We start from the raw sequence: 23928 nt of genomic DNA, 5'->3' as shown, positions 1-23928 counted from the left end.
TCCGCTTTCGTGGCAACGCGGACCTCGCTATCACGCACGCGCGCGGCACATTTACGAGCACACCACCTACCCCGCCCGCGCCGCGCGCCGCAACGCCTGGGGCGGCTGGCCGAACGCGCGGATGAAGGCGCGCCGCATCCGTTCGGGGTCGCGGAATCCGGTCGCCTCCGCAACGAGCTCGATCGCCTCGCGCGAGGATTGCACGCGCTCGCGCGCGACCTCGATCCGCAGCCGCTCGATCGCCTTCGACGGCGTCGTGCCGGTCTCGGCGGCAAAGGCGCGGGCAAAGTGCCGCGCACTCATGCCGGCGCGATCGGCGAGCTCTTCCACCGTGAGCGGCGCGTCGAGATTTTCGCGGGCCCAGGACAACAGCGCACCGAACCGGCCGTTCGGCGCCTTCAACTCCAGCAGCGATGAGAATTGCGACTGGCCGCCGCTGCGGCGATGATAGAGCACGAGCTGGCGCGCGGCCGCCTGCGCGATCTCCTCGCCATGGTCCTCCGTGACCATCGCCAGCGCGAGGTCGATGCCCGCCGTGATGCCTGCCGACGTCCACACATTGCCGTCGCGGGTAAAGATCTGGTCCGGCTCGAACTTCACCTTGGGATAGCGCGCGACGAAATCGCGTGTGCGGCCCCAATGCGTGGTGGCGCGGCGTCCGTCGAGCAGACCCGCTTCGGCGAGTACATAGGCGCCCGAGCAGACGCTGGCGACCCGAACGCCGCGCCGCGCCAGCCGCTGCACGAAGGCACGCGTGACCTCGCAGCGCGCGGCATCCGCCACACCCGCACCGCCCGCGATGACGAGTGTCGTGATGGCGTTCGCCGATTTGAAATCACGCGCCATCATCTCGACGCCCGAGGAGCTGCGCACCGGCCCCGCATTCATCGCCAGCACCCGCAGCGCAAGCGGCTTGCCGGCGCAGCGTGCTGCGACCTCGAACACCGAGATCGGGCCCGCCGCATCGAGCAACTGGAAATCCGGGAAGATCAGAATGCCGATCATGGTTATGTCCGAAATTGAGGGAATTATGCCATTTTGGACAGAAGGGCATCATGCCAGTGTGCCCGCGTCAAGCCCATGATTGGAGGATCTCCCAATGTCGTCCCCGCTCCAGATCGGACTTCTGGTGTTTCCGCGCGTCACCCAGCTCGACTTCACCGGCCCCTTGCAGGTGTTCTCCGCCGTTCCCGGCGCCAAGCTGCATCTGATCTGGAAGCGGATCGAGCCGGTGCCGAGCGATTCCGTGCTGACATTGACGCCCACCACGACATTCGCCGACTGCCCGCAGCTCGACGTGATCTGCGTGCCCGGCGGCGGCGGCACCAACGATCTGCTCAATGACGAAGAGGTGCTGGATTTCCTGCGCAGGCAGGCCGAAGGCGCCAGGTACGTCACCTCGGTCTGCACGGGGGCGCTGGTGCTCGGCGCCGCCGGCCTGCTCAAGGGCTACCGCGCCGCCACCCATTGGAGCGCGATGGAAATGCTCGGCCAGTTCGGCGCAACGCCGACCAAGACGCGCGTCTGCATCGACCGCAACCGCGTCACCGGCGGCGGCGTCACCGCCGGGATCGATTTCGCGCTGACGCTGGTGTCGATCCTGGTCGACCGCACCACGGCGGAAGCGATCCAGCTCCAGATCGAATACAACCCCGCCCCGCCGTTCACGTCCGGCTCGCCCGACACCGCGCCCGCCGAGGTGCTGGCCCTGCTGAGAGAGCGCGGCGCCGCAAATCAGGCCCGCCGCCTCGAGGCGGTCAAACGCGCGGCTGAACGGGTCATCTGATTCCACGCAATCAGTCTCGTGTCCCGGACGCGCAACTCATCCCAACAGAAAAAGGCCGCTCGGTTTCCCAAGCGGCCTTTCCTGTCTTACGGCGGCTGCACATTTCATCGGGCGATTTCGGAACTTCCAGACCGGGGGCCTATCTCCCGATCGAGTCCTGGTCGGCGGCCGCTGCATTTCGGGACAGTCGCGAACTGTTGCCCGAACCGAACGCGATGGTCTCCCATCTCCGTAAGATGGGACCATTGAGCCGCATCGCCGGCGCGAACACAACGGCCGCGCAGCCGGCATCCCCGCTGTTCCCGTTGTCCACAGCGGGATCAGCCGGATGCGCCTGCATCCAATCCGAAGATGTCGATTCGACGAAGGCTGGAAGCCTAGCCGGGGGTCCAGGGCTGATAGTCGCCGGTCGCCTTCGGCCGCTTGCCGCCGGCGAGCGTCGAGCCCGAGGGGCGGTAGGCGTTGGCCGTGCCCGTGAGATTCGGCTGGTGCGGCTTTTCCCACTCGCGCGGCTGGTAGTTGTCCTGCGTCGGCGGCACGTCGACGACGTGATGGATCCAGCCGTGCCAGGACGGCGGGATCCGGCTCGCTTCCGCATAGCCGTTATAGATCACCCAGCGCCGCTCGAAGCCGAGCGTCGGGTCGATCGCCCCGCCGCGGGTGCGATAATAGAGATTGCCCTGCTCGTCCTGACCGACCAGTTCGCCGTATCGCTTGGTCCAGAGCTGGGTGCCAAACGTCTGGCCACTCCACCAGGTGAAAAACTTGAGGAAGAACTGTTTCATGCGGCAAGGGCCCTGCTTCGTCGGGTCCTGATGCCATCCGGTCACGGAAATGTCCAGTTCGGCGGCTGCGGCCGTGCCCCACGCGAACGTCGGAGCGCGGCAGCGCCGCCGCAAAGCTGACGCGATCCGTTCATGCCGGGTACAGCGACCGCGTGAAAATCTCCCCTTCACACGCGCACACCCGCGTGAATCCAGGAACCTCCGCCCTTTCAAGGGGTTTGCTCCCTGGAAAAGGAGTTTGAACATGAACAGTCTGAGAGTTCTAGGCGCGGCGGCAGCCCTGGCGCTGGTCCTTCCGATGGCGACACCGAGCTTCGCGCAGGGCCGTGGCGGTGGCCATTTCGGCGGCGGGGGCGGTGCTCACTTCGGCGGTGGCGGCGGCGCTCACTTCGGCGGCGGGGGCGGCGGCGCCCGAATGGGCGGGGGCGGCTTCAGCGCCGGTCCACGGATCGGCGGTGGCGGCGGCAATTTTGCGGCTGGTGCAGTGGCGCGTCCCGGCCTCGGCACTGCTCCGTCGTTCAGCGGTGGCGGTGGCCGCAACTTCGCAGCCGCCGGCAGCAACTGGCAGGGCGGTGGCGGCAATTGGAACGGCGGCTGGCGTCATCATCATCGCGGCGGGTTCTGGCCCGGTTTCGCGGCAGGTGCTGCTATCGGCGGCCTCGGCTCATACGCCTATTATGGCGGCGGGTATTACAACGATCCCTACTACTACGGCGACGACAGCTACTACGACGAGCCGTCGGTGGCGGTCGTTCCCGACAGCGGCGGCGATTCCGCGGGCTACTGCGCGCAGCGCTACCGCTCCTACGACCCGGCGTCGGGCACCTATCTCGGTTATGACGGCCTGCGTCATCCCTGCCCGTAAGCGCAACTACAATGCTTGACAGAAACGGCGTCGCAGTGATGCGGCGCCGTTTTCGCGTGTGCTCCGCTTTCACCAGTTGCGCGTGCACCTGTTCCCGCGACGATATGTACAAGTCGACGCAAACGGACCTTTATTCACCGCACCGTGCATATCTACCCTGATCCAATCCAAAATTGACCCGACCCACGATTCGCGGATATCACCAATGCGGGGACTTCGATCTACTGGGAAAGGTCATGCCGCGTATTCTCGTGGTAGATGACGATCCGATGGTCGGCGCGACCATCGAGGTCCTTCTCCAACGTCAGGGCTTCGACGTTACGCTGGCCGACGGCGGTGAAGCGGGACTGGCTGCGCTGGAAGCGCAGACGTATCACGTGATGCTGGTCGACATCTTCATGCCGCATATGCGCGGCTTCGAATCCATCCGCATCTTTCACGAGCGCGCGCCGGCGATCCCGCTGATCGCGATGTCCGGTTACGCCTTTGCATCGTCGGCCTCGCCCTCTCCCGATTTCCTCCGCATGGCGCTGGAGCTCGGCGCAACGCGTTGCCTGCGCAAGCCGTTCACGCCGGAAGCGCTGCTGACGACAATCCGGGAATGTCTCGCGGGCGAGAGCGCACAGCCGAAGGACAAGAAAGAAGCCCCTTGATTCCAACGCAGCGCGTCATTCTCGGTGCTGGACTTGCAATCCTCCTGATCATCACCGCCGCCTCGATCGGCCTCGACGTCAAGTCGCGGTCCGACTCGGCGTGGGTCAGCCGTACCGTCCAGGTCCAGAAGAAGATCTCCGATCTGCGCGTCCTGATGCGCCGCGCCGAGAGCGCCGCGCGCGGCTACGAGATCTATCGCAGCCCGGCCTTCAGCGACGAATTCCAGGCGGTGCATGCCCAGATCGCGCCGGCACTCGCCGACCTCAAGCGCGGCGTGGGCGACAACCCCGATCAGGTCACGCTGCTGGAGGGCACCGAGCCGCTGGCGCTGCGCCGGGTCGAGATCGCTGCCGAGGCGATGCGCCTGCGCGCCATGAATGACCAGGCCGGCATTGCCGCGCTCAACGGCAAGGCCGAGGGCCGCGGCCTGATGGACACGGTGATGGGCAATCTCGACCGTCTGAGCGCAGAGCAAGAACGATTGCTCGCCGCGCGCTCCCAGGATTCGCGTCGCACCGGCATCGTGCTGCTCGGCATCGATGTCGCCGGCGCGCTCGTGATCCTGCTGCTGGTGGTGATGGTGATGCGCGAGAGCCGGCGCACCGAGGGCGCGCTCAAGAGCACGCTGCTGGAGACCACCGCCGCCAAGGAGCAACTCGAGGCGGCGGTGGCCGAACGCACCGAACATCTGGTCACCGCGCATGACGAGCTCCGCCTGTCCGTCAACGTGCTCCAGAGCACTTTTCGCAGCATGGCGGAGGCGGTGCTGGTCATCGACGTCGACAGCAACGTTCTTCTGTCCAATCCGGCCGCGGAGCGCATGCTGCTGCACCGCACCGGCATGAACCTGAGCAGTCTGCGGGTGCTGTCGGACGTCTTTCATGGCGACGGCGTCACACCGATGAAGGCCGAGGAGCTGCCTTCCGTGCGTGTGCTGCACGGCGAGGAGTTCGAAGACCTGGAGATGATCGTCCGCCCCCACAGCGGCAATCAGGTGCGCCACCTCATGATCAGCGGCCGTCCGATGCGGGACGGACAAGGCGAAATCTCGGGCGCCGTGCTGGTCTATCACGATGCGACCACCTCGCGCGAGACCGAGCGGCAATTGCAGCAGTCGCAGAAGCTGGATGCGATCGGCAAGCTGACCGGCGGTGTCGCGCACGACTTCAACAACATGCTGACGGTGATCTCGGGAAATACCGAGACGCTGGTGGCGAGCCTGAAGGAGCAGCCCCAGCTCCAGCGCGTGGCGCGCCTGATCGACGATGCCGCCGAGCGCTGCGCCGAGCTGATCCAGCACCTGCTCGCCTTCGCACGCCGGCAGCCGCTCCAGCCGCGCAACGTCGAGATCAACGCCGCGATCACGGACATCGCAAAACTCCTGCGCCCCACCCTCGGCGAGCAGATCCAGATCGAGACCGTGCTGGAACAGGGGCCGATGACCGCGCACATCGATCCGTCCCGGCTCACCAATGCCGTGCTCAACATGGCGATCAACGCCCGCGACGCCATGCCGAACGGCGGCAAGCTGCTGCTGGAGACCCACCGCGTCGTGCTCGACGAGGCCTATGCGCAGGCCAATGCGGACGTGGTGCCCGGCCCCTACGTCATGCTCGCGGTCAGCGACACCGGCACCGGCATGCCGCTGGACATCCAGGAGAAGGCGTTCGAGCCGTTCTTCACCACCAAGGAGGTCGGCAAGGGAAGTGGCCTCGGCCTCTCCATGGTCTACGGCTTCGTCAAGCAGTCCGGCGGCAACATCAAGATCTACAGCGAGGAAGGCCACGGCACCACGATCAAGCTCTATCTGCCGCCGGGCGAAGGCATGGCGGAAGTGGCCGCGACCGTCGCGCCTCAGGCCGAAGGCGGCGCCGAGATCATTTTCGTGGTCGAGGACGATCCGCTGGTGCGCAACTTCGTCACCGCGCAATTGCAGAGCCTCGGCTACCAGACGGTTGCCGCGCCCGACAGCCGCGCCGCGCTGCTATTGATCGAGGCCGGGCAGGCCTTCGATCTCCTCTTCACCGACGTCGTCATCCCCGGCGGCATGAGCGGGCGCGAGCTCGCCGAGGAAGTGGCCAGGCGGCGGCCGGGCCTGAAGGTGCTCTACACCTCCGGCTACACCGACAACGCCATCGTCCACCACGGCAAGCTCGACGACGGCGTGCTGCTGCTGACAAAACCCTACCGCCGCAACCAGCTCGCCGAGATGATCCGGAAGGCGCTGGTCGGCGGCGGGATGGCGGGCTAAAGCGTTTTCAAGCGAAGTGGATACCGGTTCGCGTAAAGAAAACGCGTCAAACAAGAATCTAGCGCGTCGCCAGCACCACGGCTGCGAGCGTGAAGACCAGCGCCGCGATCTGCCCCGGCCCGAGCGGCTCGTGCAGCGCGATCGCCGAGGCCACGACGCCGATGACCGGCACGGCCATGGTCCCGATCGCGGCAACCGAGGCCGGCAGGCGGGCCAGCGCGGCGAACCAGCTCACATAGGCGATGCAGAACTGCACCACGGTCGAATAGACCAGGAGCCACCAGCCGACCGGCGTCACCAGCTCCAGATGCGAGGTCTCGATCAGCAGACCGACGATCGAGATCGGCAGGCAGCCGATCCCGATCTGCCAGGCCGCGGCCGTGATCGGCGGCAGGCGGATCGGGTACTTTTTCGAGAACACGGTGCCCAGGGCAAAGCCGAGCGCGCCGAACAGCGCCATGATGATGCCTGGCAGCTTCGCCGTGCTGGCGGCAATGCCGTTGCCGCCCATGATCGAGGCGAGGCCCACGAAGGCCATCACCAGCCCCAGCGTGCGCAGAACGGTCGGCCGCTCGCCCAGCACCGGCCAGGCGATGATCGAGGCCCAGACCGGCATGGTGTAGGCGATCAGCGCGGCCTCGCTGGCGGGCAGCCAGAGCAGCGCCAGGCCCATCAGCACCATCCAGCCGGTGACGTTGAGGACGGCGGCGGTCAGCAGCCGCGGCCAGATCTCGCGCGGCACCTTCAGGCTGTCGCCGCGGACCAGGGCAAGGGCGGCTAGCAGACCAGCCCCGAGCACGCCGGTCACCCCGCGCAAGGTCAGCGGCGGCAGCTCGGCGAGCAGGAATTTCGTCACCGGCCAGTTGAAGCCCCAGCCGATCGAGGTGATGGCAAGGAACATCAGGCCGGCCGGGGCGATGCGCGGTCGCAGCACCGGCCGAGTCGAATCAAGCATGTGGGGTACCCGGCAAAATCGAGGTCAGCTTGGCGCGGATTCGCGCCCCCCACCACCACCTCGGCGGGCATGCCTGCCCTCACCTTCCGTAAGGCTACGTGAGTCCTGCTGGCGCAACCCCGCCGGCCAAAAATATACCTGCCCTGTGAAGAGCGGGGTGAAGGGTTCCGATCACCACCGGACACAAATTTTTTCAGTTGGGAATCCCTGAGGACTCACTGATACTTGCCTCCACAACAGGCGCGGGCTTGCCCCCTGTTATCCCCCGCAATCCACCATATTTAGTATTTGATTCAGGAACTCGCACTAGTTCTTGACGGGCGCAACGGAGAGTCCTAGCTTTCGGTCCGTTCGGCGCGAGTGAGTTTGCGTCCCGCCGGCACTCCCCCAAAGGGTCTCGCAAATCGTCACTCCGCCAAGCCAGCCAAAGGCAGCGGGATGAGGGCTTGTCTGCCCGCGGTAAGCGGACTTTTCGGGCGCCAGAACGGGCCGGCAACAGGCTCGGATGGCATCGATAGAAGTTGTGACGTTGTGGGGCGTTGAACGCATGTCGCGCGCATCCCGTTGGGGCGGATGAGCGTGGACATGCCGGCGGGTGATCGATGCACGCATCGAGAAGCCGCGCCGGGAGAAACTGGGCCGGATCCACCGGCTGAACTGCGAAGCCTTAAGGCCGGACGGCCCGGGAGGAATCGCGAAGCGAAATGTCGACCCGGCTGCCTGAACGGAGGCGGTTCGGTCAAAGATAAGGACGGGGCAAGACCATGCGGATTGAGCGGCGGCACACCACCACGGGACAGTCACCTTACGCCGGGATCGATTTCCGGCTGACCACGTCGGAGATTCGCAATCCCGACGGCTCGGTCGTGTTCAAGCTTGATAATGTCGAGGTGCCGACCGAGTGGTCGCAGGTCGCCTCCGACGTCCTCGCCCAGAAGTATTTCCGCAAGGCCGGCGTTGCCGCGCGCCTGAAGAAGGTCGAGGAGGAATCCGTCCCCTCCTTCCTGTGGCGCTCCGTGCCCGACACGGAAGCTCTTAGCCAGCTGCCCGAGAAGGAGCGCTATGTCAGCGAGCTCAGCGCCAAGCAGGTGTTCGACCGCCTCGCTGGCTGCTGGACCTATTGGGGCTGGAAGGGCGGCTATTTCACCAACGACGAGGACGCCCAGGCCTTCTACGACGAGCTCCGCTACATGCTCGCCATGCAGATGGTCGCGCCGAACTCGCCGCAATGGTTCAACACCGGCCTGCACTGGGCCTATGGCATCGACGGTCCCGGCCAGGGCCACTATTACGTCGACCCCTTCACCGGCAAGCTGACCAAGTCCAAATCGGCCTACGAGCATCCGCAGCCGCACGCCTGCTTCATCCAGGGCGTCGGTGACGACCTCGTCAACGAGGGCGGCATCATGGACCTCTGGGTCCGCGAGGCGCGCCTGTTCAAATACGGCTCCGGCACCGGCTCCAACTTCTCGCGCCTGCGCGGCGAAGGCGAGAAGCTCTCCGGCGGCGGCCGCTCGTCCGGCCTGATGAGCTTCCTCAAGATCGGCGACCGCGCCGCCGGCGCGATCAAGTCGGGCGGCACGACGCGCCGCGCGGCCAAGATGGTCGTGGTCGACGTCGATCACCCCGACATCGAGACCTATATCGACTGGAAGGTGAAGGAGGAGCAGAAGGTCGCAGCTCTCGTCACCGGCTCCAAGATCAACCAGAAGCACCTCAAGGCGGTGCTCAAGGCCTGCGTGAACTGCGAAGGTTCGGGCGACGACTGCTTCGACCCTGAGAAGAACCCTGCCCTGCGCCGGGAAATCAAGCTGGCTCGTCGCTCGCTGGTGCCCGACAACTACATCAAGCGCGTCATCCAGTTCGCCAAGCAGGGCTACAAGGACATCCAGTTCGACGTCTACGACACCGACTGGGATTCGGAAGCCTATCTCACCGTCTCCGGCCAGAACTCCAACAACTCGGTCTCGCTCAAGGACGACTTCCTGCGGGCCGTGGAAACGGACGGCGACTGGAATCTGAACGCCCGCACCTCCAAGAAGGTGACGAAGACGCTGAAGGCGCGCGACCTCTGGGAGAAGATCGGCTACGCCGCCTGGGCGTCGGCCGACCCCGGCCTGCACTTCAACACCACCATGAACGACTGGCACACCTGCAAGGCGTCCGGCGACATCCGCGCCTCCAATCCGTGCTCGGAATACATGTTCCTGGACGACACGGCGTGCAACCTCGCCTCCGCCAACCTGCTGACGTTCTACGACGTCGCCACCAAGCACTTCGACGTCGAGGGCTACGAGCATCTCTGCCGGCTCTGGACCGTCGTGCTCGAAATCTCCGTGATGATGGCGCAGTTCCCGTCGAAGGCGATCGCCGAGCTCTCCTACGAGTTCCGCACGCTCGGCCTCGGCTACGCCAACATCGGCGGCCTGCTCATGACCATGGGCCTGCCCTATGACAGCAAGGAAGGCCGTGCGCTCTGCGGCGCGCTGACCGCTGTCATGACCGGCATCACCTACAAGACCTCGGCGGAGATCGCCGCCGAGCTCGGCACCTTCCCCGGCTACAAGAAGAACGCCGCGCACATGCTGCGCGTGATCCGCAACCACCGCCGCGCCGCCCACGGCCAGTCCAACGGCTACGAGGCGCTCAGCGTCAACCCGGTGCCGCTCGACCTCGTCGCCTGCCCGCAGGCCGACCTCGTCAGCCACGCGCAGGCGGCCTGGGATGCGGCGCTCGAGCTCGGCGAGAAGCACGGCTATCGCAACGCCCAGACCACGGTCATCGCGCCGACCGGCACGATCGGCCTCGTCATGGATTGCGACACCACCGGCATCGAGCCCGACTTCGCGCTGGTGAAGTTCAAGAAGCTCGCCGGCGGCGGCTACTTCAAGATCATCAACCGCGCGGTCCCCGCGGCGCTGCGCGCGCTCGGCTATCGCGAGAGCGAGATCGCGGAGATGGAAGCCTACGCCGTCGGCCACGGCTCGCTGTCGAACGCGCCGGGCATCAACGCCTCGACGCTGAAGGCCAAGGGCTTCACCGATGAAGCCATCGCCAAAGTCGAGAAGGCCCTGCCGACCGCCTTCGACATCAAGTTCGCCTTCAACAAGTGGACCTTTGGCGAAGACTTCATCCGCGACCAGCTCGGCATCGGCGCCGAGGCGATCGCGGCCCCCGGCTTCGACCTGCTCCAGGCCGTCGGCTTCACCAAGCGCGAGATCGAGGCGGCCAACGTCCACATCTGCGGCGCGATGACGGTGGAAGGTGCCCCGCACCTCAAGGCCGAGCACTATCCGGTGTTCGACTGCGCCAACCCCTGCGGCAAGATCGGCAAGCGTTACCTGTCGGTCGAGAGCCACATCCGCATGATGGCAGCCGCCCAGCCCTTCATCTCGGGCGCGATCTCCAAGACCATCAACATGCCGAACGACGCCACGGTGGAGGACTGCAAGTCCGCCTACATGCTGTCGTGGAAGCTCGCGCTGAAGGCCAACGCGCTCTATCGCGACGGCTCCAAGCTCAGCCAGCCGCTCAACTCGCAGCTCATCGCCGACGATGAGGACGAGGACGATGCGGTGGAGACGCTCTACGACAAGCCGATGGCGGCGCGCACCGCCCAGGTCTCGGAAAAGATCGTCGAGAAGCTGGTCGAGCGCATCATCGTGATGCGCGAGCGCGAGAAGATGCCGGATCGCCGCAAGGGCTACACCCAGAAGGCGGTCGTCGGCGGGCATAAGGTCTATCTCCGTACCGGCGAGTATGACGACGGCCGTCTCGGCGAGATCTTCATCGACATGCACAAGGAAGGCGCGGCGCTCCGCTCCTTCATCAACAACTTCGCCATCGCGGTGTCGCTGGGTCTCCAGTACGGCGTGCCGCTCGACGAATATGTCGACGCCTTCACCTTCACCCGCTTCGAGCCGGCGGGCCCCGTGCAGGGCAACGACAGCATCAAGTACGCGACCTCGATCCTCGACTACGTCTTCCGCGAGCTGGCGGTGAGCTACATGTCGCGCTTCGATCTCGCCCATGTCGACCCGACCGAGTCGAACTTCGACGCGCTCGGCAAGGGCGTAGAGGAAGGCAAGGAGCCGGACGAGGGCCACCACGCCTCCAAGCTCGTGTCGCGCGGCCTCACCCGCTCCCGCACCGACAACCTCGTCGTGATGCGCGGCGGCTCCGCCGCGGTCGCGCAAGGCAACGACAGCGCGCCATCAGGCGGCAGCAAGGTCACGGCGCTGGCCTCCCACGGCGCGAGCGCCCGGGTCGGCGACGTCCTGGAAGGCGCGGTCGCGCTGAAGCAGGAAGTGAGCCACGACCTCTCTCCGACGGAGAAGCTCGAAGCCCTCCAGTGGAGCAAGTCCGGCACCGCGCAGACCCTGGTGCCCTCCAAGGCCGAGCGCCGCGCGGAAGCCAAGGCCAAGGGCTACGAAGGCGAGATGTGCTCGGAGTGCGGCAACTTCACGCTGGTGCGGAATGGCACCTGCATGAAGTGCGATACTTGCGGAAGCACGACGGGGTGTTCGTGAGGGGGTAGAACGTCTCGAGGATCGTTAGATCCAGACATATGCAAAGGGCGGCCGAAAGGCCGCCCTTCTCATTTCAGCAACCTCATCCGCTTAATGCGTCGGATCGCTCTTGCGCTGACTCGCGTTTTGCCCGCTCCATCTGCGTGAGGTTCCCGCAAGCGTAGCCCGGATGCCCCACAACCTCCATCCGGGCCACTCGCTCCTCACCGCTCATCATTGGCCACCGCATTGCGGCGTGCCCGTCTCGCAGCTCGCCTCGCCGCCTTCCTCGCAACCCAGCACGCGCGAAACTGCTTTGCGGCACGAAAGGTTCGTGGTGCCACGACCTGAAATGCCATTGAGGCTATTCCGGCGACCATTCCTTTCACCACGTCGAAAGCGAAATCGGGTCCAAAATACTCCCACATGACCCTGCCTCCTTCTCGCGAAGGCTCCGCCGGGCGGAATGGGCAGATTGCGAACATGAAAAAGCCCCGTCCGTCACCGGCGGGGCCTCGGGAAAATCTCTGTGCGCCTTGTTCAGCGCACGCGAAATCTCTCGGTACACCCGCTCATGGTGGACTCGATGAACCAGCTGCAAAGCATGGCCGTGCGATAAAAAACGCCCATAGCGATCACCCAGAAATTTCGAAGAACGAAGGCGCCAGATGCGCAAGGCCAAACGCGCGCACGAGGGGCCGGTTGGCGGCAGATAAACAGACTGGACGGCCGCCGTCTGTGGAGCAATTCACAATTGCGGTATGACTTTTTTCGATGGGTTTCGCTACGCTCTACCCATCCTACGTGATCCAAATTACGGTGACAGTGCACTAAATTCACTCGCTCCGTCCCGCCGATCTGCGGCTTCGGCTCGCGCTTGGTGGGCGGCGTCAATTAAGTGTATTGTCGCCGTAATCGCAGATTGGTTCCGGCTTCGATGCTCATCAATGCTCTACCGCCGAAATAGCCTTTGCGGTCGAGCTCTTCCCTCCTAAACTCCCAACCCACCGGCATGGGTTCCGACGGGCCCGGTAGAAGCGGAGTCGAGTTATGCCCAAACCGGAGAGCTTCCCGATCGAGAAGATCTTCGTTCCCACGAAGCAGAAGAAAGCTATCAAGCCCGAGATCGTCGGGGAGATCGCGGAAAGTATTCTGGACATCGGACAACAGGCCCCCATTTCCGTTCGGCTCGACGGAGACCGCCTCGTTCTGGTCGAGGGACTGCATCGGCTCGAAGCCTGCAAGGCGCTCGGTGAGACAACCATTATCGGTGTCCTGGTCCCGGCCGAGCTTGCTCAACACAAGCCGCTGCTGTCCGAAGGACCCGGAGTCGAGGCAGAGCGCATCAAGATGGCGCGATTGAAAAAGCTGCGCCTCGAGAAGGAAGCCGCAGAGACATCGACTGCTGCCTTGAAGAGCGTCAACGAAACGGAAGCACCGCGCGCCAGTCCGGCGAAAGGCGTCCGCGGCAATCCGAAGGCATCACTGGGCCGGACTCCGAAATCGACACCGAAAACATTGTCGGATTGGATCACGCAGCAAAAGGGCAACGGCGGCCGCTATTGATTGTCGGCTCCAGAATGTCTGCGACTACGGTGACGGTGCACTTAACCGGCCCACCAACTTAGATTGAATGCACTGTCACCGCCACCAAGCCCGGCTCAACCGGTTACTCGGTGACCGCTGCGCCAAGACCGGCTAGTAGCAAGGGGGGTAAGGTTCGTAGCCGCAGCGGCGATAGCCTCCGTAGGCTCCGTAAGCCCCGTAAGCAGCAGCACCAACCGCAGCAGCTCCGACGCCCACGGCAACTCCACGGCGCACGGCTGCACCACGATAGACGCCACCGCGATAGACACCGCCGTGATAGACACCAGCGCGACCAACCCCAACGCCTCTTCGATACGCGAAGGCGTCGGTCGAAACAGTCACGATGCAGGCGGTGCCAATGATGACGGATGCGGTAAGCGAAACGATGGTTCGGCGCGACATGACCACACTCCCTCCTGGACTGGAACGGTTCGTCAGCGTAAGTCGCCAATGAATGGGTTTGTTGATTTAGAACAATGCGGGCCGCGATCTGGCTGCCGAGGTCATGACGGGACAGTGAAGCTGTCACGCTTACCTTCATCGGCATCAGCGAGAACCACACCGATTTCGGCTATGTACCTGACTTGCGCGACGCAAGGCTCAACCCGTCCTACCCGCTCCCCACAAGACCCATGCCAAGAAAGAGCAAGAGCCTCCTCCCTCGCCTTCGCAACGTCCGACGGGCCGCACGGTGGGTGCGCAAGACGTTCGCGCGCGCACCGCGGGCGGTTCGCATCGCAAGCAGCGCGGCGATCCTGCTTGCCGCCCTCGCGCTTCTGAACATCGCCTATCACGTCATCCGCAAGCCGACCGAGCTGTTCGTCCTCGTCGGCAATTCCCTCGACAAGGAGCCGGCCGAGACCTGGCGGCAATACGCCCCCCTCTTCCGCGCCTTTTCCACCGCGACGATCACGCCCGAATTGCTGGCCGCGCTGGCGCAGGTCGAGAGTTCTGGCAATCCGGTGGCGCGCACTTACTGGCGCTGGCGATTGAGCCTCAATCCACTCGCGATCTACCGGCCCGCCTCCAGCGCCGTCGGCCTCTTCCAGATGACCGATCCGGCCCTGGCTGAAGCCGCGCGGTTCTGTGTCCACGGCAACGCGGTCACGGAGACCGGCTGCGGGTCTACGTCCTTCTACATCCGCGCGATCCCGAGCCACGCCATCGAGCTGGCATCGGTGTACCTGGACCGCCAGGTGGCCATGGTGCTCAGTCTCGCGGGCGATGTGAAGGCAAGTCGCGAGCAGAAGCAGGATCTGGCTGCCTTCATCCATCTCTGCGGCGCAGGTCCCGCCACGGCCTATGCGCGCCGCAAGTTTCAGATGATCGCTGGCGAGCGCTGCGGCGATCACCTTGTCGCGGGCTATGTCGCGAGGGTCAACGCAATGAAGCGGCAGTTTCTGCGGCTGGCGGCGGATGGCGACGGTTAGTCCGTAGACGGTTAGTCCGTAGGATGGGTAGAGCCCTTGCGAAACCCATCATTCCGCGACGGCTATTGATGGGTTTCGCTTCGCTCTACCCATCCTACGAACTGCGAACTATTCACCACCAGTACGGCCACCGCCACCCCTCATAGCGAACATACGACGACACCATCGGCGGGCCGTAGGGATCGACCCGGTCGTCTTCAGGGCGATAACGATAGCGGGGAATGACATTGTAATCCCACGGCGTTGGCCTCAGCACGGGCGCCGTGACGATGAGCCTCTCTTGCGGTGCACGGACGACTTGCGCCTTCCGCGCCCGGGCTTCAGCACCCGATATCCCGAGATTGCACAGCACCAGCGCCGTTCCAAGAGCGCACGCGACGGTCATTTTCTTCATGCGTTGGCCTCCTTGCGACGAGAGTGCAAAAGGACTCAAGGCAAGGCAAGCGAATTCGACTTGCATGAATGACGCTCTCGGCCCTGGCGGCCCTCGGCTGCCGCTCACAACACCTGAACAGGCGGGTTCGCAAGCTGCGGCGCCTGACAGGTTGCGAAACAAGCCGCGTCCACCGCTCGCCCGACCAGCGAAGCCGGACTTGTCTTGCCGACGCCCGGCTCGGCGAGCGAAGCCGGACCTGTCCCACCATAGCTCAGCGAGCGAAGGCGGAAGCGATACCCATCATTCGGCATGACGGGTTTCGCCGGGGGGCCCAACCTGTCCCACGTTCGACGTGCCGTTGGGTCCCGTCAGTGCCTGGACTTCAGTCCCCTCTGGACTTCAGTACGCTCGCTTTGTGCTCGTGCCGGTGGTCGGCCGCGTGCTCGCGCCGGTCGTTTGGCCTGGAGCGGCGTTCGTCGCGGCGGGGCTGGTGGTCTTCGAGGCCTTCGCGTGGCGCATCGCGTGACGCTTCTTATGTCCGGGAGCGTAGCTGGAAGCGCCCGGCTCGCCTGTCTTGGACCCCATTTGCTGCATCTCCTGACCTGGCGCCTTGCTCGACACACCCTGAGCAAACACGGCTGGCGCCGTCGCCACGAGAGCGGCAGCAGAGAGCGCAATGATCTTTGCTTTCATGTCGTCCTCCTCTCAACATGCCCTCCCAATGCAACGAAATGAACCAGCGCCCGTTCCCCTGAACGGTTGTTCATCGTGACAACAGCCCTGCTCAACCCATCGCTTTCGCCGCCGCAACGGGACGATGGGTCTTTCGAAGCGGATCATGCCGCGAGACAAAACCGGATCACGAGGATTCGATCAGCATCGGTGAACCGAGCTCTTCGAAATGAAAGAGCTGAAAGACCCGCTGGCCGTTGAAGTCGAGCACTCTCAAATCATCGGTCTCGTGCAGATTGCTTTCGACCGCGTGAAAGTGCCCGCCGTAGCGCTCCCTGGCGAGCGACAAGGGAACCTCGAACGCGACGAACTTGCCAATACCTTTTTGCCTGAGCACCCCAAGGAGCTTTTGGTCGTTCAGGGATTGGTGCGAGGTGAGAATGAGCAGCGGACCGCTCGCGGTGAGCAGCAGAAGCGATTTCATCGGATCCTCCTTTGCGCCCCGCCCTACCTGATCTTCGCCAGGCACTCCTTCAGGCGCTCCAGCTCCGTCCGAACTTGTGCCTCCATGGCGTCTTGCAATGCGAGTATGCCCCTGCTGGACAGTTCTGCAGAGGCCTTTTTGTCCAGATTCTGCTTCCAATCCCGGATGCCCTGCCTGGTCGCCCTTTGCGCCTCCGACGTCGTCTTGACGTACTCCTTCATGCAGGCGTCGGCCATCGCGCATGTCTGGCACTCCTGGGCGGCGGCCGGACTTGAAAGAAGCAGGGCGAGTATCGCGGTGGGGACCCTCATGGCGCTTCCTCCCCCGACAGCATAGCACGTCGCAGGGAATCCCGGGGGAGCACGGCTGTTTCAGCAACCGTGGCCCGCCATAATTTCTCCTTCGCACGCGCGTTGTGTTGGACAAATGTGAGGCCTATCCTTCCGACGATCGGACTGCCGCACTCCCATGAACGCCCGACCGGATGGAGCGCGCATCGATGCCTGAAGCGAACGACCCCAAACCTGATGTCCAGAAGCCCGATGCCCACAAGCCGGGCGAGGTGCGCGCCGATGGCGGACTGGCGCGGGCCTACGACCAGATCAAGAGTGCCAATGAAGACCTTGCGCGGCTGGACCGGCTGGTTTCCGGAATGGAACACGGCGGCGAGGCCCTGCGGACCTCGCAAGCCAGCGCCGGTACGACAGCAGCCGAGCCCCCTAAGGACAAGGCGCCGGATCGCAACGTTCGCGATCAAGGCCTGAAAGGAGATCGGACCATGCTGCGCGCTTTGGTTGGCCTCGTGCTGGCGATCGGCATTCTCGGTGCCGCCTTCGCTTCGCAATATCGTGATGAGGCCAGGTCGATCAGCAAGTCGATCATGGCGCGATGGGCTCCGCCGGCCAGTCAGCCCCGGCAAACGGCCGCGGTTGAAACTCCGGCGCGGCCGACGGCACTGCACCTGGCGGCGGCGGATGAACCCAGTCCGGTGCCCGCACCGCCGCCCGGCAAGGAAACGCAAAGCGCTGCTCCAACGCCTGGCGCTCCAACACCTGGCGTTCCGAGTCCTGGCGCCACACCGCCTGACCAGTCATCGTCCGATCTTGCGCAATCGCTCAAGACCATCACGAGCGAGCTTGCGAGCATCAACGGAAAGCTCGAGCAACTGAAAAGCCGCAACGAGCAGACGCTGCGCGAGCAGGCCGACACCATTCAACGGCTCAAGGCGGCTCAGGAGAAGGATGCGGCGGACAATGCGCGCCTCGCCGCGCAGGTCCAGGCGCTACAAACGCAACTGATGGCTTCGTCCACGCCTGCAGCCGCGAAACCCGTCGTGCGGAGCGTGGTGAACAACGATACGGCCGCGCCTGCACGGCCGCACGTGCAGGCGGCCGCACCTCGGCGGCCCAGGCCGCCGCCGCGCGGCCCCTGGATGCCGCCGCCCTATATGGCCGACCCTTACGGCGATCCGGATTGGTAGGCCGTTAGCGAGCTCGCAGGACGGGCGAGCGCAGGCGCTCGACCCATCCTGCGAACGACGCTCTACGCCCGCCTCACCGGACCTCGCACACCGACACCTTGGACGCGATCCCGGTCAGCTCGCGCTCTGGCATTGCGAGCTCCTCATCCGGATCGGGGGCCTCGCCGACCGAGACGTCCTTCATCCTGCGCTTGACCTCTTCGCAGGTCCTGCGGACGTCTTCCGTGAACAGCGCGCATTCCTCGATGCGCCTGAAGATCTTCCGCCCCTCTTCACGATACCCCGCCGCCGTCTCGCGCATGAAGGCAATGGCATCGTGGACCTGGGCTGTCAGCGCCTCGCATTTTTGCGCGGCGTCGATCAGCTCGGCGCCCATGGCCTCGATCTCCTTTGCAGCGGACTCGTAGTCGCGAACCACCGCCTCTGCACTGAGCGCGCCGACCCGCGTGACCCCCTCGGTGTGCTCGACGTAATCAGGAAGAGCAATTGAAGCGATCGAGCTTCCCGCGCGGACCGATGCAATGTCCGCCTCGAGTTGGACCAGGTTCACCCCGTCCCGTCTGCGCAATTGTTCAACACTTGCCATGATCAGTCCCTCCCAATACATGACCCCGAACCCCAAACGGCGATCAGTGTATTCCGTGGGTAAGCGGCCTCCTAACCCGATCTGCCGTTGACAGCCTCAGCTCTGCCATTTTTTCCCAATTGCGGGCGCGGCACGCAGCGATAATCGATGTCATCGGCGCTCAACCTGTCCTAGTTGCGGTTCGCGCGGCGGGCTCGTGGACGCGTGGTGGTTCGCGGCGGGCTGCGAGCCCTCAGCCGCCGCACCTGCCCACCGTGCCATCATACCCCTGTCTTGCCCGACGGGTCAAATTCACTTCGGCATTTCAGAACCATTGAAATCGCTGGCAATTTCTACTGTGCATGGGGTTGTTTTCAACATTTTTGCCGGGAGCGCGCTCAATCGCCTCTCAGGCTCAGAATGTAGCTCGACAGCGCCTCGGCCTGCTCCGGCGAGATCACCAGATTGGGCATGTTCTGGTGGCTGGTCCGCCAGAACACCTTGAGCGACAGCGCGGTCGTTCCTTTCCGGTCGGCGATGGCCTGGAAGCTCGGAGCCAGGTCGAAGAATCCGGCCATGTGCGGCTCCACGGCGTGGCACGTCTGGCACCACGCCTGCGCCAGGCGATGTCCTTCCTCTGCCGTGCGTGAGGAAGGCCTCGATGCCCCCGCGGCCGTGTGGACGACGCTGAACAGAAACAGCAACGACAACAGGATCAGGAGGCCGAGACCGATATAGATTCGAACGCTGCGCGACATGGTTTCACCTCGCCATTGCTGCGTAACTCGAAGCGTAGGTCGGTGCGAGCAGACCAGGTTGACCTGCATCAAGAGAGCGGATCCCGGCAGGGCAACTCCCTCAGCACGCCACAAGGTCGGTGTGGCCAAATCCCTTGGAATAGTCGAGCAGCGAGATCACCGTCGGCGTCAGCGCGATCAGGCGAACCTCGGACGGTTTCGGCACGGCGAGGCCGGTGGCCTTCTGTTCCGGATAGCGTGCCATCAGCAGGCCGATCGCCTTCTCGGCTTCGGCCGGATCGGTCAGGATTCGGGCCCGCGCCGCCATGGACACGCCGGTGATCTCCATCACCTGCGCCGGGTCGTCATCGATCGCAAGCGAGACCCGATCGTCCCGCGACAGGTTTTGCGCCTTCTGGCTGTCGATGCCGCACAGGAAATAGATGGTGAAGCCTTCGTTCGCGTAGCCGACGGTGGTCACCTGCGGCCAGCCGTCCGGCCGCAGCGTCGCGATCCGCATGGTGCGGTGCTGGTCCAGCAAGGTCTGGATTTTTCGTCTGATCAGATCGTCCATCGCGCCCTCCGCAGATCTTCCTCGAGAAGGATAGTGAGCGGCTCGCGCAATGGGGTTGATGCACCTCAAGTCACGGCGGCCGGCATTGACGGAATCATGGTCTCACAGGATGGGTGACGCGATGCCCATCGCGAAGATGACGGACATCGCATACGCTTGCGCCCATTCCACGATCGGGGAGATATCACCATGAACGGCAACCGCTATTACGGCGTCCGCGTCGAGGGCGCGAAATACGGCGTCGGCTTCGGCTCGGCGCTCGCCATCGCGATCTCTTACACCAACAACCATTCGATCTTGTGGGCAATCATCCACGGCATCCTGGGCTGGCTCTACGTCATCTTCGTCGCGCTGTTTCGGTGACATCGCACCGGTAGGCAGCCGCCTGCCCGCGCACGCCCCAGCTTTCCCTTGCATTCTCCGGTTCCGCCCCTACGGTGCGCCGCGCAACGCCACCCGCGACGAGACCTGCCATGCCCGACGCCATGAAATGCCCGAACTGCCAGTCGGAGCACGCCTATCAGGACCGCGATCTCTGGGTCTGCCCGGAATGCGCCCATGAATGGAGCGCTACGGCCGGCGCTGCGGCGGATGCGCCGCAGGAGGCGGGCGTGCGCGATGCCCATGGCAACGTGCTGACCGATGGCGACAGCGTCATCGTGATGAAGGACCTCAAGGTCAAGGGCTCCTCCTCCGTCGTCAAGGGCGGCACCAAGGTCCGCAACATCCGCCTCCAGGATGCCACCGACGGCCACAACATCGCCTGCAAGATCGACGGCATCGGCGCGATGAATTTGAAGTCGGAGTTCGTGAAGAAGGCCTAGCGCTACGCGCCCAGCAGCGCGTCATATCCCTTCGCGCTGAACGCCAGCAGACAAAACCCGTGCCCGAACGGATCGGCCAGCATCGCGATCCGTCCATACGGCGCATCGCGCGCGGGCGCTTCGAGCACGGCACCGGCGCGCACCGCGCGCGCGACGGCGGCATCGACATCGTCAACGACGACGTCGACATGCAGCGGCGTCCAGTGCCGCTCGTAGCGGCGGCGGTCCTCGCCGGCGCCCAACGTGCCGGCCTGCTTGGTCAGCAGGTACACCGGCGCCGGCCAGCCCAACAGCTCGACGAAGTCGGCGCCGAAGCGGCGGCCGACCGTCAGCCCGAACGCTTCGGTATAGAAATTCGTGGCGGCGGCGACGTCGGGGACGTCGATGTTGAGCAGCAAGGTCATGGCGGGCTCGTCAAGTTACGGCTTGCCCGGGAGCGTAGCCGGGATGGAGCGTCGCGCAATCAGGGATAGTGCCGCACGTCCAGCCCCGGATTTCGCTTGCGCTCCATTCGGCTTACGCAGATGCGTTCACCGCTGCCGTTGCGCCAGATAAAACCCGCACAGCACCGTCACGAGGCCCGCAGTCTGCAACATCGTCGGCGGCTCGCCGAGCAGGAGCCAGCCGGTGAGCAGCGTCAGCGCCGGCACGCAGGCCGGGAACACCGCCGCGCGGGCGACGCCGAGCCGCTGGACCGAGACGGCGAAAAGATAGAGCGCAGCCGGCCCCGCGAGCACGCCCTGCGCCAGCGCCTGGATCGCATTCTCCGTCACGCCGATCGCAGCGACGCGGGCGGGCCCGCCGGTCAGGGGATAGGCCGGCAGCAGGAGCAGCGACAGCACGTTGATGACGAGTGCCGCCGAGACGGCGGAGACGCGCCAGTGGCGCAGCAGCGCGCCAAAGCCCGCGAACATCAATCCGGTCAGCACGAAGATCAGATCGCCCTGCACGCCGTCGGCGCCGATATGGCCGATCGATTCGGCGCCGATCACGCCGAGGCCGCCGACGATGACGATGGCACCGGCAAGGCGCGAGGCGGAGATCTTCTCTTTGAGGAACATGGCGGCGAGCAGCAGGCCGCCGAGCGTCGCGGAGGACGGCTGGATCACGCTGCCATGGCCGAGCGGCACGAACAGGAAGCCGGTGTAGGAGATCAGCGACATCACGGGGCCGCCAAGCACCATCAGCGCAAGGCCCCTGCCCCAGCCGATACCGCAGAGATCGGAGATCCCGGCGCGGGCTACCAGCGGCAGGAACACGATGCCCGACCAGACGTAGCGATGCACCAGCAGATCGACCGGCGTGAAGCCGACCTTCAGCCCGTGCCGCGTGCCGGCAAAGCCGAGCGCCCAGAACAGCGCCGCCGACAGGCCGCAGACGACGCCGAGAAGCGCCGGCGCCGCGTCGTTCTTCTGAATGAGAGCGTCAGCGCCGCTCGTCCGCTGATCCATCGGCAAGCCTTATGTCAGCGCGCTCATCCGCTCAACCCACGCGGTTGCAGGTCTGGCACGCGGCGGAGACGCGAAGATTCCCGCAGCAGCTCATCATGCCGCCTCACCGAACACCATCCGCCATCCCTTGCGCGTGTCCATGTATTCGCGCACCTCGCGGATGCGGCCACGGTGGCGATACGCTCGGCGTCACGCGATGAACACGTCTTCCAGGCACCGGGGTGTCGCCAAATCGCGACTATCAGAAAAACCCGGGGCTGAGATCGAGGCCGTAGGTCAGGCTCAGCACGAACACGAACAGCGCGGCGGCCGCGAACAGCGCGAGATGCCTGATGATAAACTCACGCGGCGAGGTGCTGGCAACAACGGCTTTTTGCGCAACCGGCATGAAACGGCCTCCAGTATGATTCCAGAATTGGCCGCTCAATATGCGGCGCGCGCATCAGGCGCCGCGATCTCCGAAACAAGTATTAAGGAGATCACACTCGTCTTGAACCGCCGTACACAATGAACCATCGCGCGATTCTTTTGCGGCGCCGGCTTCTCGATCCGCGCACGCAAAGAAAAACCGCGCTCATGCAGGAGCGCGGTTCCAACGTGACGCGGAAAATTCTGAAACCCGACGGTTGCGAATTCATGCACGCGACAGCGGCACGATGCGCACGCACCGTGCCTGTCGCATGAAGCTTAGCGGGCGCTGCCCACGGTCGCGGTCTTCACCTTGCGCGGCGACAGAACGCTGGCCTGAAGCGCCGTCACGCTGGTGGCGGGCGCCGAGGCCTGCTGCTCGACATGCGCGGCACCGAGCACGCGAACCTGCAACGGGGAGACCGGGAAACCGTTGGCCTCATAGGCCGGCAGCTCGGCGGCGAAGGTGGCAGTCGAGCCCGCAAGAGTCAGGGCAGCGATTGCGATCGACAGAGTCTTCTTGTTCATTGATGATGCTCCAGGAGGAAGTTTCGGAGCACATCTAAACCTGATTTGCTGCATTGCGACATACACCGCCGCATTGCAACAACGCGCTTGGCGCATGGCGATATGTTTAATGCGCACAAGGCCTTGGCCGAATCCCCGCCGGCCGCGACATGGCGCCTTTATAGGCGCTGCTCAGCCACCGAGCACATTGCCCCAGCCGTCGAAGACATAGGCCTTCCAGGCCACGGTTCCATCGTCGCGCGGCCGGCTGGCCCGCCGATAATCATCCGCCTGTTCGGCGGTCCAGGTGATGATCCTGTCGGAGAGAAGATCGTGCAGGATGGCGGGCTCGGTGGGGTCGAAGGCGTCCATGGGACGAAGCGAGGAATGCGTCATGGCCGCACCAACGCGCAAGCTGCCGCAAGGTTGCAGCGAAAACACCGCGTCCAGACGATGCGCACAGACGAGCCTACCCGGCCCTGTCAGAGGGGGCGCATCATGATCGTCACGAAGCGCGGGCCGGACGCCGCACGCCTCGCGCGTCAGCATGACGGATAACTTATTTCAACGCGGTCGCCAGCGCTTGCAGCTTCGCAACGAGATTGGTGCCGAGCGCGTAGATGATCTCGATGATCGCAAGCGCGATCCCCGCTGCGATCAGGCCGTATTCGATCGCGGTGGCGCCGGATTCATCGGCGGCAAAGTCGGCCAACAGGCATTTCAATTTCAAAGCTCGTGTCCTTCCCAGCGAATACCGGACGTTACCGGTGCGAGAGGAATGCCAGACCGCAATCCAAGATTGAGTGAATTCAGCCGGCTCAATTTGACGACAATGAAAGCAGCATTTGCAGGCCTTTTTCCTGCTCCAAAGCCCCGGAACCGCAAGGGAACCCGCGTTGCATCTTCGCAACACCTGCTCGAAAAGCCCGTTCCAAGCCATTTGCGCCATTGCGCCGCCACACCGTCCTCCGAACAATCGACGCGCTGCGTGCCTTTCTGTGCAAGACTGTTCGACGAGACGCGTTCGAA

26 protein-coding genes are annotated in these 23928 nt (G+C 64.5%); 10 read left to right on the top strand and 16 right to left on the bottom strand.

Going from position 1 to position 23928, the window contains the following annotated elements:
• Positions 1-66: 66 nt before the first annotated feature.
• A complete protein-coding gene (locus tag ACE10W_RS18670) occupies positions 67-1005 on the bottom strand; it encodes a GlxA family transcriptional regulator (RefSeq protein ID WP_011087054.1) in 939 nt (312 codons plus the stop codon).
• A 94-nt stretch (positions 1006-1099) separates the two neighbouring features.
• Between ACE10W_RS18670 and ACE10W_RS18665 the strand changes: the two genes are divergently transcribed.
• Positions 1100-1786 (top strand): DJ-1/PfpI family protein, encoded by a 687-nt coding sequence (locus ACE10W_RS18665; RefSeq protein WP_011087053.1) that lies wholly within the window; start codon positions 1100-1102, stop codon positions 1784-1786.
• 377 nt (positions 1787-2163) lie between these two features.
• On the opposite strand, the gene ACE10W_RS18660 is transcribed toward ACE10W_RS18665, so the two are convergent.
• Positions 2164-2571: an NADH:ubiquinone oxidoreductase subunit NDUFA12 gene (locus ACE10W_RS18660; protein ID WP_011087052.1), complete on the bottom strand. Its 408-nt coding sequence runs from the start codon at positions 2569-2571 to the stop codon at positions 2164-2166.
• Between the two features lie 244 nt (positions 2572-2815).
• Between ACE10W_RS18660 and ACE10W_RS18655 the strand changes: the two genes are divergently transcribed.
• From ACE10W_RS18655 to ACE10W_RS18645, 3 genes are all read left to right on the top strand, one after another.
• Positions 2816-3436, top strand: coding sequence for a BA14K family protein (locus ACE10W_RS18655; RefSeq protein ID WP_028171220.1), 621 nt, complete (start codon positions 2816-2818; stop codon positions 3434-3436).
• Between the two features lie 236 nt (positions 3437-3672).
• Positions 3673-4089: a response regulator gene (locus ACE10W_RS18650; protein ID WP_011087050.1), complete on the top strand. Its 417-nt coding sequence runs from the start codon at positions 3673-3675 to the stop codon at positions 4087-4089.
• Positions 4086-6341 carry a CHASE3 domain-containing protein gene (locus tag ACE10W_RS18645; RefSeq protein ID WP_271557275.1) on the top strand — a complete coding sequence of 752 codons (2256 nt, stop codon included), beginning with the start codon at positions 4086-4088 and terminating at the stop codon, positions 6339-6341. The genes ACE10W_RS18650 and ACE10W_RS18645 overlap by 4 nt, the downstream gene beginning before the upstream one ends.
• Positions 6342-6399: 58 nt before the next feature.
• Here ACE10W_RS18645 and ACE10W_RS18640 read toward each other — a convergent pair whose 3' ends face one another.
• Complete coding sequence (locus ACE10W_RS18640) at positions 6400-7296, bottom strand: DMT family transporter (RefSeq protein WP_161535081.1); 897 nt, start codon at positions 7294-7296, stop codon at positions 6400-6402.
• A 764-nt stretch (positions 7297-8060) separates the two neighbouring features.
• Here ACE10W_RS18640 and ACE10W_RS18635 point away from each other — a divergent pair.
• The 3 genes from ACE10W_RS18635 to ACE10W_RS18625 all read left to right on the top strand — a co-directional run bounded on the left by ACE10W_RS18635 (position 8061) and on the right by ACE10W_RS18625 (position 14821).
• The gene (locus tag ACE10W_RS18635) at positions 8061-11825 is read left to right on the top strand and encodes a vitamin B12-dependent ribonucleotide reductase (protein WP_375762664.1); all 3765 of its coding nucleotides are present in this window, start codon (positions 8061-8063) and stop codon (positions 11823-11825) included.
• A gap of 1029 nt (positions 11826-12854) precedes the next feature.
• On the top strand, positions 12855-13370 hold the full coding sequence (locus ACE10W_RS18630; protein WP_271557271.1) for a ParB N-terminal domain-containing protein: 516 nt from the start codon (positions 12855-12857) through the stop codon (positions 13368-13370).
• 653 nt (positions 13371-14023) lie between these two features.
• Entirely contained in the window at positions 14024-14821 is a 798-nt protein-coding gene (locus tag ACE10W_RS18625) for a transglycosylase SLT domain-containing protein (protein WP_271557269.1), read from the top strand.
• A 112-nt stretch (positions 14822-14933) separates the two neighbouring features.
• Here the strand turns inward: ACE10W_RS18625 and ACE10W_RS18620 are convergent, their stop codons facing one another.
• The 4 genes from ACE10W_RS18620 to ACE10W_RS18605 form a co-directional block, all read right to left on the bottom strand.
• Positions 14934-15215, bottom strand: coding sequence for a hypothetical protein (locus ACE10W_RS18620; protein ID WP_028171213.1), 282 nt, complete (start codon positions 15213-15215; stop codon positions 14934-14936).
• Between the two features lie 381 nt (positions 15216-15596).
• On the bottom strand, positions 15597-15890 hold the full coding sequence (locus ACE10W_RS18615; protein ID WP_060911814.1) for a hypothetical protein: 294 nt from the start codon (positions 15888-15890) through the stop codon (positions 15597-15599).
• Positions 15891-16056: 166 nt separating this feature from the next.
• Positions 16057-16353, bottom strand: coding sequence for a hypothetical protein (locus ACE10W_RS18610; RefSeq protein ID WP_028171212.1), 297 nt, complete (start codon positions 16351-16353; stop codon positions 16057-16059).
• Positions 16354-16376: 23 nt separating this feature from the next.
• Positions 16377-16664, bottom strand: a complete 288-nt coding sequence (locus ACE10W_RS18605) for a hypothetical protein (protein ID WP_011087017.1) — start codon at positions 16662-16664, stop codon at positions 16377-16379.
• A 173-nt stretch (positions 16665-16837) separates the two neighbouring features.
• Here ACE10W_RS18605 and ACE10W_RS18600 point away from each other — a divergent pair, with 173 nt between their 5' ends.
• Entirely contained in the window at positions 16838-17833 is a 996-nt protein-coding gene (locus ACE10W_RS18600) for a hypothetical protein (protein WP_375762663.1), read from the top strand.
• A gap of 73 nt (positions 17834-17906) precedes the next feature.
• On the opposite strand, the gene ACE10W_RS18595 is transcribed toward ACE10W_RS18600, so the two are convergent.
• From ACE10W_RS18595 to ACE10W_RS18585, 3 genes are all read right to left on the bottom strand, one after another.
• Entirely contained in the window at positions 17907-18419 is a 513-nt protein-coding gene (locus ACE10W_RS18595) for a hypothetical protein (RefSeq protein ID WP_271557261.1), read from the bottom strand.
• Between the two features lie 377 nt (positions 18420-18796).
• Positions 18797-19156, bottom strand: coding sequence for a cytochrome c (locus ACE10W_RS18590; protein ID WP_246740263.1), 360 nt, complete (start codon positions 19154-19156; stop codon positions 18797-18799).
• A gap of 100 nt (positions 19157-19256) precedes the next feature.
• Positions 19257-19709, bottom strand: coding sequence for a pyridoxamine 5'-phosphate oxidase family protein (locus tag ACE10W_RS18585; protein ID WP_011087013.1), 453 nt, complete (start codon positions 19707-19709; stop codon positions 19257-19259).
• Between the two features lie 189 nt (positions 19710-19898).
• On the opposite strand from ACE10W_RS18585, the gene ACE10W_RS18580 reads away from it, so the two are divergent.
• Both ACE10W_RS18580 and ACE10W_RS18575 read left to right on the top strand, forming a co-directional pair.
• Positions 19899-20072 (top strand): hypothetical protein, encoded by a 174-nt coding sequence (locus tag ACE10W_RS18580; RefSeq protein ID WP_018644642.1) that lies wholly within the window; start codon positions 19899-19901, stop codon positions 20070-20072.
• A gap of 110 nt (positions 20073-20182) precedes the next feature.
• Positions 20183-20533: a zinc ribbon domain-containing protein YjdM gene (locus tag ACE10W_RS18575; RefSeq protein ID WP_028171207.1), complete on the top strand. Its 351-nt coding sequence runs from the start codon at positions 20183-20185 to the stop codon at positions 20531-20533.
• Between the two features lie 2 nt (positions 20534-20535).
• Here ACE10W_RS18575 and ACE10W_RS18570 read toward each other — a convergent pair whose 3' ends face one another.
• The 6 genes from ACE10W_RS18570 to ACE10W_RS18545 all read right to left on the bottom strand — a co-directional run bounded on the left by ACE10W_RS18570 (position 20536) and on the right by ACE10W_RS18545 (position 23623).
• Complete coding sequence (locus ACE10W_RS18570; RefSeq protein WP_271557258.1) at positions 20536-20937, bottom strand: VOC family protein; 402 nt, start codon at positions 20935-20937, stop codon at positions 20536-20538.
• A gap of 126 nt (positions 20938-21063) precedes the next feature.
• On the bottom strand, positions 21064-21984 hold the full coding sequence (locus ACE10W_RS18565; RefSeq protein WP_271557257.1) for a DMT family transporter: 921 nt from the start codon (positions 21982-21984) through the stop codon (positions 21064-21066).
• A gap of 241 nt (positions 21985-22225) precedes the next feature.
• Positions 22226-22372, bottom strand: a complete 147-nt coding sequence (locus ACE10W_RS18560; RefSeq protein ID WP_171901264.1) for a hypothetical protein — start codon at positions 22370-22372, stop codon at positions 22226-22228.
• Positions 22373-22671: 299 nt separating this feature from the next.
• Positions 22672-22920: a hypothetical protein gene (locus tag ACE10W_RS18555; RefSeq protein ID WP_271557254.1), complete on the bottom strand. Its 249-nt coding sequence runs from the start codon at positions 22918-22920 to the stop codon at positions 22672-22674.
• A gap of 171 nt (positions 22921-23091) precedes the next feature.
• On the bottom strand, positions 23092-23295 hold the full coding sequence (locus tag ACE10W_RS18550) for a hypothetical protein (RefSeq protein ID WP_028171201.1): 204 nt from the start codon (positions 23293-23295) through the stop codon (positions 23092-23094).
• Positions 23296-23458: 163 nt separating this feature from the next.
• On the bottom strand, positions 23459-23623 hold the full coding sequence (locus ACE10W_RS18545; RefSeq protein ID WP_202633019.1) for a Flp family type IVb pilin: 165 nt from the start codon (positions 23621-23623) through the stop codon (positions 23459-23461).
• Positions 23624-23928 lie beyond the last annotated feature (305 nt).

The sequence above is a fragment of the Bradyrhizobium sp. B025 genome (genome assembly GCF_042257955.1).
Lineage (GTDB): Bacteria > Pseudomonadota > Alphaproteobacteria > Rhizobiales > Xanthobacteraceae > Bradyrhizobium > Bradyrhizobium diazoefficiens.
This window is presented reverse-complemented; position numbering and strand designations above follow the sequence as displayed.

Coding starts and splice junctions, on each gene's coding strand:
- ACE10W_RS18670 (WP_011087054.1), bottom strand. CDS start 1,005: ATGATCGGCATTCTGATCTTCCCGGATTTCCAGTTGCTCGATGCGGCG.
- ACE10W_RS18665 (WP_011087053.1), top strand. CDS start 1,100: ATGTCGTCCCCGCTCCAGATCGGACTTCTGGTGTTTCCGCGCGTCACC.
- ACE10W_RS18660 (WP_011087052.1), bottom strand. CDS start 2,571: ATGAAACAGTTCTTCCTCAAGTTTTTCACCTGGTGGAGTGGCCAGACG.
- ACE10W_RS18655 (WP_028171220.1), top strand. CDS start 2,816: ATGAACAGTCTGAGAGTTCTAGGCGCGGCGGCAGCCCTGGCGCTGGTC.
- ACE10W_RS18650 (WP_011087050.1), top strand. CDS start 3,673: ATGCCGCGTATTCTCGTGGTAGATGACGATCCGATGGTCGGCGCGACC.
- ACE10W_RS18640 (WP_161535081.1), bottom strand. CDS start 7,296: ATGCTTGATTCGACTCGGCCGGTGCTGCGACCGCGCATCGCCCCGGCC.
- ACE10W_RS18635 (WP_375762664.1), top strand. CDS start 8,061: ATGCGGATTGAGCGGCGGCACACCACCACGGGACAGTCACCTTACGCC.
- ACE10W_RS18630 (WP_271557271.1), top strand. CDS start 12,855: ATGCCCAAACCGGAGAGCTTCCCGATCGAGAAGATCTTCGTTCCCACG.
- ACE10W_RS18625 (WP_271557269.1), top strand. CDS start 14,024: ATGCCAAGAAAGAGCAAGAGCCTCCTCCCTCGCCTTCGCAACGTCCGA.
- ACE10W_RS18620 (WP_028171213.1), bottom strand. CDS start 15,215: ATGAAGAAAATGACCGTCGCGTGCGCTCTTGGAACGGCGCTGGTGCTG.
- ACE10W_RS18615 (WP_060911814.1), bottom strand. CDS start 15,890: ATGAAAGCAAAGATCATTGCGCTCTCTGCTGCCGCTCTCGTGGCGACG.
- ACE10W_RS18610 (WP_028171212.1), bottom strand. CDS start 16,353: ATGAAATCGCTTCTGCTGCTCACCGCGAGCGGTCCGCTGCTCATTCTC.
- ACE10W_RS18605 (WP_011087017.1), bottom strand. CDS start 16,664: ATGAGGGTCCCCACCGCGATACTCGCCCTGCTTCTTTCAAGTCCGGCC.
- ACE10W_RS18600 (WP_375762663.1), top strand. CDS start 16,838: ATGGAGCGCGCATCGATGCCTGAAGCGAACGACCCCAAACCTGATGTC.
- ACE10W_RS18595 (WP_271557261.1), bottom strand. CDS start 18,419: ATGGCAAGTGTTGAACAATTGCGCAGACGGGACGGGGTGAACCTGGTC.
- ACE10W_RS18590 (WP_246740263.1), bottom strand. CDS start 19,156: ATGTCGCGCAGCGTTCGAATCTATATCGGTCTCGGCCTCCTGATCCTG.
- ACE10W_RS18585 (WP_011087013.1), bottom strand. CDS start 19,709: ATGGACGATCTGATCAGACGAAAAATCCAGACCTTGCTGGACCAGCAC.
- ACE10W_RS18580 (WP_018644642.1), top strand. CDS start 19,899: ATGAACGGCAACCGCTATTACGGCGTCCGCGTCGAGGGCGCGAAATAC.
- ACE10W_RS18575 (WP_028171207.1), top strand. CDS start 20,183: ATGCCCGACGCCATGAAATGCCCGAACTGCCAGTCGGAGCACGCCTAT.
- ACE10W_RS18570 (WP_271557258.1), bottom strand. CDS start 20,937: ATGACCTTGCTGCTCAACATCGACGTCCCCGACGTCGCCGCCGCCACG.
- ACE10W_RS18565 (WP_271557257.1), bottom strand. CDS start 21,984: ATGGATCAGCGGACGAGCGGCGCTGACGCTCTCATTCAGAAGAACGAC.
- ACE10W_RS18560 (WP_171901264.1), bottom strand. CDS start 22,372: ATGCCGGTTGCGCAAAAAGCCGTTGTTGCCAGCACCTCGCCGCGTGAG.
- ACE10W_RS18555 (WP_271557254.1), bottom strand. CDS start 22,920: ATGAACAAGAAGACTCTGTCGATCGCAATCGCTGCCCTGACTCTTGCG.
- ACE10W_RS18550 (WP_028171201.1), bottom strand. CDS start 23,295: ATGACGCATTCCTCGCTTCGTCCCATGGACGCCTTCGACCCCACCGAG.